Raw genomic sequence first — 12,280 nt, forward strand, 5'->3', positions numbered from 1 at the left:
ACGCATGCGCGCGCGATACGGAGTACCCCTGGGAATCACGGCGGTTGGCGCCGCCGGTCTTGTCTACGCGGCGGGCTTCGAGGCCCGTTCGTTCCGCCTGCGACGGGTGACCGTCCCCGTCCTGCCCTCCGGGATGCGCCCCCTGCGCGTGCTGCAGGTCTCCGACATCCACATGGTCGGCGGCCAGCGCAAGAAGCAACGCTGGCTGCGCTCGCTGGCCGGCCTGCGCCCCGACTTCGTGATCAACACCGGCGACAACCTGTCCGACCCGGAGGGGGTCCCGGAGGTCCTGGACGCGCTGGGCCCCCTGATGGAGTTCCCGGGCGCCTACGTCTTCGGCTCCAACGACTACTACGGCCCCAAGCTGCGCAACCCCGCCCGGTACCTGATCGAGAAGGTCCAGGGCCGCCACGGCCTGAACGGCAACGCGCCCGCGACGGGCGCCGTCCACAACCCGTGGGAAGGCCTCCGCGACGGCTTCGACGCCGCCGGCTGGCAGAACCTCACCAACACCCGCGGCACCCTCAAGATCGAGGGCGTGTCCGTCGAGCTGACGGGACTGGACGACCCGCACATCAAGCGGGACCGGTACCCGGAGGTGGCGGGCGGCCCCTCGGACACGGCGGACTTCTCCATGGGCGTCGTCCACGCGCCGTACCTGCGCGTCCTGGACTCCTACACGGCGGACGGCTACCCCCTGGTGCTGGCCGGCCACACCCACGGCGGCCAGCTGTGCATCCCCTTCTACGGCGCCCTGGTCACCAACTGCGACCTGGACACGGACCGCGTGAAGGGCCTCTCCACGCACACGGCCGAAGGCCGTACGGCCTACCTCCACGTGTCGGCGGGCTGCGGCACCAACCGCTACACCCCGGTCCGTTTCGCGTGCCCACCGGAGGCGACGCTGCTGACGCTGGTGGGGCGGGAGCGGTAACCGGCGGGGGCGGTAACCGGCGGGGCGGGGCCGGGGCGCGCGGGGGCGGCGGGGCGGGACTGGGGTACGCGGGGGCAGCGCGGCTGGGCCGAGGAGCGAGGGGCAGCAGGACGGGACCGAGGAGCGGGACCGCGGGGCGAGGGGCCGAGAACCGAGGAGCGGGACTGAGGAGCGGGACTGAGGGGCAGGGCCGAGGGGCAGGGCCGAGGGGCAGGGCCGAGGGGCAGGGCCGAGGGGCAGGGCCGAGGGGCAGGGCCGAGGGGCAGGGCCGAGGGGCAGGGCCGAGGGGCAGGGCCGAGGGGCAGGGCCGAGGGGCGGTGTAACCCACACGGCCCACCCGCATAGCCCGCTATGCGCGGTATGCCTAGCTTGAGGCCATGACCGCCTCGATACCCAGGGACATCCCGGACCTCCCCGCAGTCCCGGGCCCGCCCAGGCTGCTGCCCTCCCCCGTCCCGGCGACAGCCGTCGTGACCCCCGTACGCCGCCCCCTGGTCGCCGCCTTCCGCCTCCTCACCGCCTCGCTGGCACTGACGGGCGTCACGGCCGAGCTCCTCCTCGGCGGTCCGGCCACCAGGACCCTGAGCCACTTCACGGTGCAGAGCAGCATCCTGCTGATCCTGGTCATGCTCGCCTCCGCCCGCCGTGCCTGGTCCGCCCGCCGCCCCCTGCCGGGCGCCCTCACCGGCGCGGCACTCCTCTACGTCGTCGCCGCCGGCCTCGTCCACCACCTGCTCCTGGCCAACGCGGCGAGCCCGTTCGCCGTGGCGGACAGCACGGGCACGGGCGGCTGGCCCACGCTCGCGGCCCACGTCCTGAACACCGCGGTCCCCGTCGCCGCGGCCCTGGACTGGCTCCTCCTCACCACCCCCGGCCGCCTGCACCTGCGCCAGGCCGCCGCGTGGATCCTCTGCCCCCTGGCCTACCTGGCCTTCTCCCTGGCCCGCGGCGAACTCCTGCTGCCCGGCACCCAGGACCGCTATCTGTACCCGTTCCTCGACGTCGACCAGCACGGATACAGGGGCGTCCTCGGCAACGCCCTCCTCCTCGGCCTCTCCCTGTACGCCCTCGGCGTCCTCCTCGTGGCCCTGGACCACATCCGCCCGAACCCCCTCCGCCACCGCTGGTAAACCGGATTTCGCCTCCGGCCCCCGGTGGGCTAAAGTAAACGACGTCGCCGCGACGAGCAGCGACAATCGGGGTGTGGCGCAGCTTGGTAGCGCGCTTCGTTCGGGACGAAGAGGTCGTGGGTTCAAATCCCGCCACCCCGACAGTGAAGTACCAGGTCCCCAACCTGCTCACGTGAGTAGGTTGGGGACCTGTTTCGTGTGCGTGTCTATCTGCGTGACTACCGCTCCGGAGCGCGCTTGAAGATGCCGTCCATGATCACAGCGCCGGTCTGGATCACGGGCCGGATCTGCTTCCAGTAGACCTCCTCGGTCACGGCCGTGCCGGAATGGCCGACCAGGCGGGAGATCTCCTCCAGCGGGACACCGCGGTCGGAGAGCAGCGACACGAAGCTGTGCCGGAGCTCCCGAGGGGTCCACTCGTCGGCGTTGACGCCCTCGGCATCCTTGAGTGCCTGGCGGAAGGCGCGCCGGACGTTCGTGGCATCGAGCGGCTTACCCACGGCCGAGGAGAAGACGAGTCCGTGCTCGTCCCACTTGTCACCAGCAGCGAGCCGTTCCCACCCCTGATCTTCGAAGTGCTGCCAGAGAACCTCCACGCAGCGCGCCGGCAGGGCGAGCGTGCGCCGGGACTTCCGTGTCTTCGTGTCCCCACCACGCCGCACCGAGCGCCACACGGCGATGTGCGGAGGCTGGGGCGGATCGGCGTCCGGCCGTCCTTTCAAGAAGACGTGGTCCCAGGTGAGCGCCCGCAGTTCCTCGGTACGGGCGCCGGTCAGCAGAGCGACGACGATGTACGCGTGCATGGAGGTGCCCTCCGCCGCCTTCAGCACCGCCTCAGCCTGAGAGAAGGACAGCGCCTTGGACGGCCGCCCAGCCTGCCCCTGGGGCACCGAGCACAGCTCGACCACGTTGCGCTTCACCTTGTCCCGCGCCATGGCCCTCTTGACCGAGCGGTTCAGGCAGGAGTGGACAGCTTGCAACGTGCGCGTACTGAGCGTCTGCCCCTTGGTCGCCAGCCAGCGGTCGATGTCCTCCGCACTGAGGTCGCGGAGCTTGCGTGCGCCCAAGGCCGGGATGACGTGCTTCTGACTCAGAAGCGTGCACGTCTCGACGGTGCCAGGCTCTCGCCCCGCCAGGCCGTACGCGAGCCAGTCATTCACGGCATCGGCGACGGTGTAGTTCGTCGGCGCGATCGCGAGACCGTCTTCGTGGTCCCGTAGAACCTCCTTGAGCTTGTTCTTCGCCTCGGCCTTGGTCTTGCCACTCCCCCGTTTCACGATGCGTTTGCCGCTCGGGTCGAAACCGAGGTTCGCCGTGGCGATCCAGCGCTGTCTCTTCTCGTCCCAGTGGAGGCCGCCGTCACCGCGGCTACGACGCTTGGTCATCAGGCAGCACGCTCCATCTGTCCCGCGATGAAGTCCCCGAGGGCGGAGGCGGGGATGCGCCGGCACCGGCCGATGGCGACGGAGGGCAGACGCCGGGTACGGATCAGTTCGTAGACCGTGGACCGGCCCACCTTCAGGCGAGCCATGACTTCACCCACGGTCAACAGCTCTTCGTCACGCACGCGTCGGCTCTCCTTCTGTTCCGGGGGCGGGTTGGAGGGTTTCGGTGAGCCAGGCTTCGGCGTCGGTGAGGCCAGTACCGGCGTAAATCCAGTGGGCGAGGACGAGCGTGGTCGTCTCCCTGTCGGTCTCGGTCACCGCAGCGGCTTGGGCACGGCGGTATTCGGCGCGGGCGGTACGGAGGGCGCCGAGGGTGATGGAGTAGCGACGGGACTTCGTGGAGAAGTGGCCGCGGAAGCCGAGCATGTGGGCCCAGGCGCGCAGGCGGAGGTGTTCGAGTTCTTTGCGGGCGCCGAGGGTCCAGGCGGTTCGGACGAGGCGGCGGGCGTGGTCGCTGATGTCGAGCTGGGCGAGTTCGGCGAGGAACTTCAGTGGGCGGTCGAGGGCGCCCGTCGCGGTTTCGGCGCCCTTGGTGGCGTACTTGGCGATGTACGCGGCCACCGCGCGCTCGGTCAGTTCCTGGCCGCCGTCGAAGTCGGCGGACCGGATGGTGCGTACGTCGAGCTGACGGCCGAAGGCGAAGGTATGGGCCCGGCCGTCGATCACGGGGCCGTCGACCCGGGCGGCGGTGGCGGCGACGCGGATGGCGTCGGTGAGCAGTTCGGCGGTGGCCCAGGCCGGGGGTGGGGTGTCGCCGCCTTCCGGGCCGTCGATACGGACCACCGCATGAAAGTGGACGGCTCCGCGCTTCTGGTACTCGGCGACCTTGGCAAAGGAGACCCGCGCATGCTCGCGGAAGGCTCGCTGTGTGAGGCCGGCGCGCTTGGCGACCTCCCGGCGCAGGTAGATCGAGAAGCGCCGCCACAGCAGGCCGGCGTGCGCGTTCCACAGGACGGCCGCTTCGTAGTCGTAGGTGTCCGGGTCGAGCGGGGTGCCGAGTACGGCCTCCTCCTGGTCGTGGAGAGCGCCGCAGCGGCAGGGGCGGACGGTGCGGGCCGGGCCGCTGGGGCGGTTGTGGACCGGTCCGAAGCCGGGGGCGGTGAAGGTGGCGAAGACGCGGGGGTGGGCGGCGACGTGTTCGGGGACGCCCTTTCCGCCGCGCAGGCCGGAGGTGATCAGGTGGAAGGTGTCGCGGCGGTACACCTCTGCGCAGGCGGCGCAGCGGGTGGTGCGGCGGTTGTTGCAGCGGACCAGGAGGTGACCGGCCGGGAGGTCGGTGGAGTCGAGGTGGTGGAGGGCGGCGCCGATCTCTCCGGTGCGGGTGTCGACGGCGTACTCGGTGCGGTGGCCGTCGAGGCGGATCGGGTGCGTGCAGCCGCCCAGGCCGGAAAGTTGGCGGGCCAGCTCGGGCAGGTTGCCGAGGGAGGCCAGGGTGGAGAGTTCCGCCAGCGGGGGCGGAGTCTGCCGGGTGATGATGGGAGTTCCTTTCGGCTGTTACGGCGGTTGGGAGGGACGGCCCCGGGGCGGCGGGATGCTTGGCGGCTTGTTGCCGCCCCGGTGGCCGGTCAGCGCTTGTTCGCGCTGGTGACGAGGGAGCGCAGGACGACGGCGGTGATGGCCACGGATACGGCCGTGACGGCGACCGCCGCCAGGAGTGCGGTGAGGACGACGCCCACGACGACCACCGCGGCGACCGGGCCGATGTAGGGGGCGAGGGTGCGGCCGGCGGAGGGCACCGGGGTGTGGGCGTGGTGGTGGCTGAGGGCGGTCGGGGTCGGGGCGTCGGGCAGCTTGGGACGGAACACGGCGTATCTCCTTGTCAGTCGCGGGTGCCGTTGACGATGTCGACGCCGGAGCGGGTGCCGGAGCCGATGGCCGGGGCGAGGAAGGTCCGGGAGAGCAGGAAGCCGAAGAGTGCGATCACGACGACGATCCAGACGCGGACGCCGAGGAACCGGACCGCGCCCAAGGCGATGAGGCCCAGGACCAGGACGAGCGGCAGTGAGACGGTCACGGGGGCTCCCTCAGCGGACGCGGCAGCGGTGGGTGCGGGCGGCGAGTTCGGCGGCGGCGCGGCTGTCGTAGTCGGCGGCGAAGCCGCAGCGCGGAGCAGTGCAGGCCGCGGTGTGCTGCTCACGGCCACGGCCGTCGTAGTAGGTGGCGACCTGTACGGGGCCGATGCGGACGACGTGGCGGAAGCGCGGGGTGCGGGGCATCAGGGCAGGTCCTTCCAGCTCTCGCCGTTCTCGCCGGTGAAGTCGGTGACGTGGTCGAGGAGCCAGCGCCGGATCTCGTCGCCCTCGTACTCGTCGGCGGTGAGGATCACGGGTTCGGCGATGAGCATCGCTTCGGTGAGGCGGTTCTGGCGGGTCAGCTCGGCAGCGCGGTTGAGCACGCGGAGCGTGGACGGGCGCACGGTCGGAGTACCTCCGGGGATCAGGTGATCAGGTGAGTTGCGCGGCGATGGCTTCGGCGAGCGGCATCGGGACGCCGAGCCGGGCGCGAAGGGTCGAGGTGTCGATGGCTGTACCGGTCCGGGTCCTGTGTTCGTCAGCGACCTTGCGAGCTAGGGCGACGAGCGCGGGCGGAACGGGCACGGGAATGGGTGCGGGTGTGGCTGGTTGGGCGGGGTCCGGCACGGGCGCGGTGGACGAATCGGGGGTTGTCGACGCGGCCGCCAGCTCTGTCTTCGCGGTCGGCGCCGCCGCTTCCGGTCCTGCCGGAGGCGTTCGCGTTCCGTGGGCGAGAAGAGTCCCGCCGAGGAAGGCGACCGCTGGCCAGCCGGCGACGAGGATGCGCAGCCAGTCGGGTACGTCGTTCAGGTCGAGGAGGCCGGCGGTCGCGACGTTGGCTCCGAGCGAGGCGACCAGGGCGACGAGGAACCAGCACCAGGCGGACGCTTTCGCGGCGCCGGAACGGAGTCGGTGCCAGGCGTCGACGAGGAGCAGGTCGACGGAGATCGGATACGCCCACGCCTTCCATCCGGTCTGTCCGGCAGCGGCGGCGAGGTCGTGGAGGTGGGCGAAGGACAGGGCCCCGGCGATGACCGCCTGGATCAGGACCGCGTCCGCGCGCACGACCGTGGGGCGGGGCATCAGGCCGACTCGCCGGGGAGGAGGCCCGGCGGGGGCTCCGGCAGCGACGCGGCCAGGGCGGAGCCCATGACCTCCAAGAAGGTCGCGTCGGCGCCGGGTGTTTCGGCGTACATGGCGAGGTCGCCCAGCAGAAGGACGGTACGGGCGAAGTCCTCGCAGTCGCGGCACATGGCGGTTGCTCTCCTTTCTTCAGGCGTGGCGGGGTAGGGACTCGGCGCGGGACGGCCGCGCCGGCCGTGGGAGGGGGGAGGGGGTTACGGGGCCGGGTGCGGTGCGGTCACGGGCTGAGGTGACTGCGCGGGCACGGGCGGGGTCGACGGCCGGAAGGGTGCGAGCGCCGGTACGTCGGGGGCGAGGTGAGCCGCGGCGCGGCAGGTGGCCGCCGCGTCGGCGAGGGTCAGGTGCGGCGTGCGGATGCGGGACCAGCCGCCGGAGGTGTCGCCCACCGCGGCGAGGCCGGGCCGTTCGGCGGGGATGGAGCAGGCCGCGTAGACGGCTTCCGGGGCGATGTCGCCGAGGGCCATCTTGGCGGAGGCTTCGTCGTTGACGCGGTGGCAGACACGGCCGGTGAGCTGGGCCCGCAGCATGGTCGCGCCCTTGCCCAGCTCAGCGCCGAAGCGCTGCCCGCACACCTCCAGATAGATGCCGGCGGCGCGGCCGAGCTGGGCGAGGCGGATGAGCTGGGTGACCATCTCGTCCCGCCGGTCCTCGTCCTTCCTGCTCGCGACGAGGAAGAGTTCCGCTACCTCGTCGATGAACAGCACGAGGGGCGGCGGGCGGTCCTCGTCGGGCAGTCCCCAGATGTCGGAGGTGATCAGTTCGTCGGGGGTGCCGGGGGCGATGCCCTGCCGTGCCTTGATCAGGTCGTAGCGGTTCTCCATTTCACTCACGAGGACGGGCAGCAGCTCGGCCGCCTGTCGTTGGTCGGTGGCCAGCGCGGAGAAGCGGGCGGCGAAGGGCGACAGTTCGACCCCGCGCTTGCAGTCGATGCCGACCAGGACCACGGGCTGAGCCGCCAGTCCGGCGATCAGGTTGCGCAGGTACATGGACTTGCCGGACAGCGTGGCACCGAGCACGAGTTCGTGGGGTACGGCGCGGTAGTCCCGGACGAACGCGGTTGCGTCCTCCCGCAGAGCTACCGGCACCCGCAGTAACCCGCCGCCGGAGCGGCGAGGCATCCGTACCTTGCGCAGCACATCGAAGCCGACGAGTCGCAGTTCGACGATCCCGGGCTTGATGTCGCGCACGTATACGGCGTGGACGCCCCAGGCGTGCCGCAACCGTTCGGCCGAGGCGGCGACGTCGGCGGGTTCCTGCCCGGGAGCGAGCCGGAGCCGCATCCGCAGCCCGGTCGCGGTGGGCCGGATGAGTCCCCGGCGCGGCGGGACCGGCCGGATCTCCCGGCGGGTGGTGGCCCTGACTGCCAGGGCCCGCCAGCGAGGCGGTTCGACGGTCAGGCCGCAGGCGTCCATGGTCGAGGAGTACGAGGCGAGCAGCCGGACCACTGAGGCCGGGATCCCGACCGTGGACCAGTACGCGGCGGGGTGGGCGTGCCGGGCGTAGACCGCGCCGCCTATCGCGGCGAGTGACCCGCCCACCTCCGCCATCGTCATCAGGTCGGTCACGTCGGTCAGCCCGCCTGGGCCATCGGGAAGGCGCCGGCGGCGACGGCGGTGGCGCGGTAGGCGATGCCGTGCCGCTGCTGGCCGTTGAAGACGCTTTCCCAGGGACGGGCGACCAGACCGGGGAGGGAAACGGGAGCTCCGACGGTCAGACCGTCCGTGACTCCGCTCTCCGGGATGGTGACCTGGATCAGCGACGACTCGCCCTCGTCGATGTAGACGACGCCGACCGTCATCAGTGCCTCGCCGCTCACGGTGTCCTTGGCGATCTCCCCGGTTTTCCGGTCCCGCACCTTCGGGGCCGGCGGCTCGGTGAGCAGGACCGTGGCGGACGAGGCGTCAATGCGGATCACACGCACAGATTTCTCCTTCAGAGTCGGCAACTTGCCACCTGACAAGTTGACTTAGCAAGTTCGAAGCTAGGGATGCCAGGTTGACTTGTCAAGTGACATGCTGAGTGAACACGCCCGCGATTCGGGTCAGTTCAGGCGGTAGGTGTCTTCGAGCTCTTGCCTGTCGGCAGGCAGCAGCACGTCAGATACCTGGAGTGCTCGCCCAGAGGCGTCGCAGGCGATCACGAGGACGCTCAGGACGGGTACGCCGTCCGGCAGGTCCAACAGCTCACGTTCGGCGGCGTCGGGCAGCCGAGCGGAGACCCGCTCCGTCACGTGGTCGAAGCGGACCTTCTTGCGTGCTTCCAGGTGCGCCCGCGTCCCGGACTTCAGTGCGTCGGCGCTCGCCAGTTCGGTGCCCTCGACCAGGCCGGCGGGGAAGTAGGAGGAGAGCAGCTCCACGGCTTCGCCGTCCTCCTCGACCAGGAGGCGACGCATCAGAACCTTGGCGCGCTTGGGCAGACCAAGAGCCGAGGCCACACGGGTCGGCACCGGCACTTCCGCGACCTCCACGAGTCGTCCGGGAGTCCGCGACTCGTCCCGAGCCAGCACACCCCGCCCGCGGCGCTCCCTCTCCTCGACGTCCGCAGGACGCCCGCGCACGATGGTTCCGTACCCCTGCCGGGACTCCAGCCAGCCATCACGCTTCAGCAGCTCCAGAGCCCGCACGACCGTGGGCCGGGACATCCCGAACGCCTGCACAAGCTGGTTCTCACTGGGGACACGGGTGCCGGGCGGGTACGTGCCGTCCTCGACGCGGCCCTGAATGGTCTGCGCGAGGCGCACGTACTTGGGGGCCTCCACCTCATATCCCATGCACGCCGCCCGTCGAGATTGGCCAAGTCAACTGGTCAACCAGACTAGCGACAATCCCCGGGCAGGTGTAGGAGCGGAGGACGCCTCCCTCAGGCAGACCACGCATCGGCCATCAGGAAGGCGACCACCGTCCCGCCGAAGCGGCTGGGCCCGGAGTGCCAGGACTCCGCGATGGAGTCGACCAAGAGCAGTCCGCGCCCGTGGGCGTCGTCGGCGTCCGGCCGGCGAAGACGCACGTTCACCGGAAAGCCGGGGTTGTGCACCTCCACACGCAGCGAGGCCCCCTCCCGGAACCACTCCACGCGTACGCACCACTCCTCGTCAGCACGCCCGTACAGAATGGCGTTCGTCACCAGCTCGGAGATCAGCAGCGCGCAGTCGTCGACCGAGCAGGCCGGGTTGTACGGGGCGATGAACTTTCGGAACCAGCGCCGAGCCCGGGGGACGGACTCTGGAATCGGATGCAGGGTCAACGCCCCGAGCCATGGTGATTCCTCGCTGGGACAGCGGTTGAACCGGTAGGTCATCCGCGCTCACTCCTTGCCGCTGCCGTCGCAGTCGAGGCAGCGCCGCTTCGATGAGACACAGGTGCGGTCGTTGGCGGCGGCGAGCGCCACCGACGTACGCGAACCGACGCGCTTCCAACCGCGTCCCCGGCATCCCCGGCATGCTGAGCGCGTGCCCTGATCCGGTCGCCGACCTGCCACGCCGTGCCCCCTTCCAGTAAGTGGCCTTAGCCACTTACTGGATAGTGGCATTGGCCACTTGTGGCGCGCAAGCGGTTCGCGCAACTGACTGTCAGTCAGGTCATGTCAGCGGATAGCCCTGCTCGAACGCCCAGCGGTGCGGCGGGTACGTGGCCTCGGCGAACTCCAACGGCCGGTCCTGCATGTCGTAGACGACGTGGTGAACGACCAGCACGGCGGAGCCCGGTTCGAGATTCAGGTCGGCGGCCTCTTCATCGGTGGCACCCCGAGCACACATCCGGTCCTCGGCGTAACTCCCCTGCCGTCCCGTCGTGTTCTCGACGTACATCAGAGTCCCCTCCTGAATCCGCCCGGGATCCGTGAGCTTGGGCGCACGCTGACCGACATCCGGCGCGAACCAGGAGGTCGACAACGTGATGGGCCCATCCTGGTTGTTGGTCACGCGCCGGCGATGCACAGCCCGGCGGTCCTTCACCAACCCGAGAGCCTCAGCGACGTGGTCCGGGGCGTCCATCCAGCCGGCCGAGGTGATCACCGCGTACTCACCAGGCGTGTAGATCTTCCCGGTCTGACGAGCCCTGCCGTACAACTCCCGCGCACGCCTGTTGACTTCCAGACTCCGCACGTACGTACCCGAGCCTTGCCGCTTCTCGACGAGCCCCTGATGACTCAGCGCCTCCAGGGCGCGGGCCGCGGTCGGGCGGGAAACCTTCCAGTCAGCGGCCAACTGCCGTTCCGACGGCACCTCGTCACCCGCGCGCAGGTCGCCCCGAAGGATCTGATCGCGGATGTGGTGAGCGATCTGGAGATACTTCGGTTGCGCCTCCTCGATCTGCGGCACGACTCCTCCTCATCCAAGTGGCTATGGCCTCTAGCCACTATAGAGTGAGTGGCTAATACCAGAACCCGTAATGTTGACCACATGACGCGGTTGATCGTCGCAGCAGGAGGAGGGGGCGACGCAGTCGCCGCCGCGATGCTTCACGCCGCCCAGTACGGCGACGAGGACCAGGCGGTGATCCTCACCTACGCGTGGGACCGCCTCTTGGTCGACCCGGTACCGGGCCCCCGCAGCGCACACGACTTCACCGGCCTCGAAGCGATCACCCGGTCCGTCCGGTCAGTGCCGGCGACGGCCCGCCCGATCGCTCCCGCAGGGTCGACCCTGCCCCGCCTCGCAGCCGAGCTTCCCCAGACGTTCGCCCTTCTCGACCCACAGCACGGAGTCGAAGGCGTGACGAACCAGCTGGAGGAGCTGATCGCCCACCTGACGCCGGAGTCGATCGACCTCCTGGACGTCGGCGGAGACATCCTCGCCCGCGGCGACGAACCGACCCTCAAGAGCCCACTCGCCGACGCACTGACCCTTGCAGCATGCTGCCGCGTGGACGCACCTGTCCGGCTCCTGGTCGCCGGCCCCGGCCTGGACGGCGAACTGTCGGCAGACGAACTCCGTCCGCTCCTGAGCCCCGTCGTCCATACCTTCACGGCGGAGGACGTAGCCCCGATCAGCAGCGTCCTGGAATGGCACCCCTCCGAAGCCACGGGCATGCTCGCGGCGACGGCCCGAGGAGCGCGCGGCACGTGCGAGGTACGCGACGCCGGCCTGCCCGTACCACTCACGGACGCGAGCCCACAGCTACACGAAGTCGACCTGGACGAGGCTCTGAGCCACAACGCGTTGGCCCGAGCCATCATGGAGACGACGACTCTGAACGAGGTCGAGGCCCACAGCCGCGAGATCTGCGGCTTCTCCGAGATCGACTACGAGCGCAACAAGGCCACGTGGTTGAAGGACCAGCCGCCGGTGGCGCTCGATACGGAAGCGGTGCTGCGCCAACTCGACCAGTTCGAGTCAGAGGCCCACGCCCGCGGAATCACCCACACGACGTTCCGCCACCTCACCGAGGCCCTGAGCCTCAACGGCACCCAGCGCAGCGACCTGCGCCAACTCCTGCTCTCCAGCCGCCCGGATCAGTACGTAGCTCCGCTTTGGTGCATCCCCAACGCCATGTCGGGTCCCAGGTGATGCCTGACGGTTTGGTCCCAGGTGATGTTTGACGCTGGGCCTAGACAACATCGGAAACCTTGTGGGGCTTGTTGGCTTTCACGTTACGGACCGGGACGTCGGTCGTGCGG

The 12,280-nt window shown here is 70.3% G+C and carries 17 protein-coding genes and 1 tRNA gene; 4 read left to right on the forward strand and 14 right to left on the reverse strand.

Going from position 1 to position 12,280, the window contains the following annotated elements; all coding sequences use genetic code 11:
• The first annotated feature begins 4 nt into the window (after positions 1 to 4).
• From ACVV2G_RS27205 to ACVV2G_RS27215, 3 genes are all read left to right on the forward strand, one after another.
• Complete coding sequence (locus ACVV2G_RS27205) at positions 5 to 934, forward strand: metallophosphoesterase (RefSeq protein WP_453845402.1); 930 nt, start codon at positions 5 to 7, stop codon at positions 932 to 934.
• Positions 935 to 1,311: 377 nt separating this feature from the next.
• A complete protein-coding gene (locus tag ACVV2G_RS27210; protein WP_453845403.1) occupies positions 1,312 to 2,064 on the forward strand; it encodes a Pr6Pr family membrane protein in 753 nt (250 codons plus the stop codon).
• Positions 2,065 to 2,131: 67 nt separating this feature from the next.
• Positions 2,132 to 2,205 (forward strand) — tRNA-Pro (locus tag ACVV2G_RS27215).
• Positions 2,206 to 2,282: 77 nt separating this feature from the next.
• Here the strand turns inward: ACVV2G_RS27215 and ACVV2G_RS27220 are convergent.
• The 14 genes from ACVV2G_RS27220 to ACVV2G_RS27285 all read right to left on the reverse strand — a co-directional run bounded on the left by ACVV2G_RS27220 (position 2,283) and on the right by ACVV2G_RS27285 (position 10,982).
• Positions 2,283 to 3,449, reverse strand: coding sequence for a site-specific integrase (locus ACVV2G_RS27220; protein ID WP_453845404.1), 1,167 nt, complete (start codon positions 3,447 to 3,449; stop codon positions 2,283 to 2,285).
• Positions 3,449 to 3,631 carry a helix-turn-helix domain-containing protein gene (locus ACVV2G_RS27225; protein WP_279564188.1) on the reverse strand — a complete coding sequence of 61 codons (183 nt, stop codon included), beginning with the start codon at positions 3,629 to 3,631 and terminating at the stop codon, positions 3,449 to 3,451. Before ACVV2G_RS27225 ends, ACVV2G_RS27220 begins: the two co-directional genes overlap by 1 nt.
• Positions 3,624 to 4,922: a replication initiator gene (locus ACVV2G_RS27230; RefSeq protein WP_453845419.1), complete on the reverse strand. Its 1,299-nt coding sequence runs from the start codon at positions 4,920 to 4,922 to the stop codon at positions 3,624 to 3,626. The genes ACVV2G_RS27225 and ACVV2G_RS27230 overlap by 8 nt, the downstream gene beginning before the upstream one ends.
• 152 nt (positions 4,923 to 5,074) lie before the next feature.
• Positions 5,075 to 5,314: a SpdD protein gene (locus ACVV2G_RS27235; protein ID WP_453845405.1), complete on the reverse strand. Its 240-nt coding sequence runs from the start codon at positions 5,312 to 5,314 to the stop codon at positions 5,075 to 5,077.
• A gap of 14 nt (positions 5,315 to 5,328) precedes the next feature.
• Complete coding sequence (locus tag ACVV2G_RS27240; protein ID WP_453845406.1) at positions 5,329 to 5,523, reverse strand: hypothetical protein; 195 nt, start codon at positions 5,521 to 5,523, stop codon at positions 5,329 to 5,331.
• A gap of 10 nt (positions 5,524 to 5,533) precedes the next feature.
• Positions 5,534 to 5,725, reverse strand: coding sequence for a mobile element transfer protein (locus ACVV2G_RS27245; RefSeq protein ID WP_383523232.1), 192 nt, complete (start codon positions 5,723 to 5,725; stop codon positions 5,534 to 5,536).
• Positions 5,725 to 5,925: a hypothetical protein gene (locus ACVV2G_RS27250; protein WP_453845407.1), complete on the reverse strand. Its 201-nt coding sequence runs from the start codon at positions 5,923 to 5,925 to the stop codon at positions 5,725 to 5,727. Before ACVV2G_RS27250 ends, ACVV2G_RS27245 begins: the two co-directional genes overlap by 1 nt.
• Before the next feature lie 28 nt (positions 5,926 to 5,953).
• The gene (locus ACVV2G_RS27255) at positions 5,954 to 6,604 is read right to left on the reverse strand and encodes a DUF2637 domain-containing protein (protein WP_453845408.1); all 651 of its coding nucleotides are present in this window, start codon (positions 6,602 to 6,604) and stop codon (positions 5,954 to 5,956) included.
• Complete coding sequence (locus ACVV2G_RS27260) at positions 6,604 to 6,774, reverse strand: hypothetical protein (protein ID WP_453845409.1); 171 nt, start codon at positions 6,772 to 6,774, stop codon at positions 6,604 to 6,606. The genes ACVV2G_RS27255 and ACVV2G_RS27260 overlap by 1 nt, the downstream gene beginning before the upstream one ends.
• A gap of 84 nt (positions 6,775 to 6,858) precedes the next feature.
• A complete protein-coding gene (locus ACVV2G_RS27265) occupies positions 6,859 to 8,229 on the reverse strand; it encodes an FtsK/SpoIIIE domain-containing protein (RefSeq protein WP_453845410.1) in 1,371 nt (456 codons plus the stop codon).
• Positions 8,230 to 8,234: 5 nt separating this feature from the next.
• Positions 8,235 to 8,585 (reverse strand): SCO3933 family regulatory protein, encoded by a 351-nt coding sequence (locus ACVV2G_RS27270; RefSeq protein WP_453845411.1) that lies wholly within the window; start codon positions 8,583 to 8,585, stop codon positions 8,235 to 8,237.
• 120 nt (positions 8,586 to 8,705) lie between these two features.
• Positions 8,706 to 9,434: a GntR family transcriptional regulator gene (locus ACVV2G_RS27275; protein ID WP_453845412.1), complete on the reverse strand. Its 729-nt coding sequence runs from the start codon at positions 9,432 to 9,434 to the stop codon at positions 8,706 to 8,708.
• 89 nt (positions 9,435 to 9,523) lie between these two features.
• Entirely contained in the window at positions 9,524 to 9,961 is a 438-nt protein-coding gene (locus tag ACVV2G_RS27280) for an ATP-binding protein (protein WP_453845413.1), read from the reverse strand.
• 280 nt (positions 9,962 to 10,241) lie between these two features.
• Positions 10,242 to 10,982 (reverse strand): GntR family transcriptional regulator, encoded by a 741-nt coding sequence (locus ACVV2G_RS27285; RefSeq protein ID WP_426558304.1) that lies wholly within the window; start codon positions 10,980 to 10,982, stop codon positions 10,242 to 10,244.
• An 81-nt stretch (positions 10,983 to 11,063) separates the two neighbouring features.
• Here ACVV2G_RS27285 and ACVV2G_RS27290 point away from each other — a divergent pair, with 81 nt between their 5' ends.
• Positions 11,064 to 12,170, forward strand: coding sequence for a DUF1152 domain-containing protein (locus ACVV2G_RS27290; RefSeq protein ID WP_453845414.1), 1,107 nt, complete (start codon positions 11,064 to 11,066; stop codon positions 12,168 to 12,170).
• The last annotated feature ends 110 nt before the right edge of the window (positions 12,171 to 12,280 follow it).

Source organism: Streptomyces sp. JK94 (assembly GCF_053613315.1).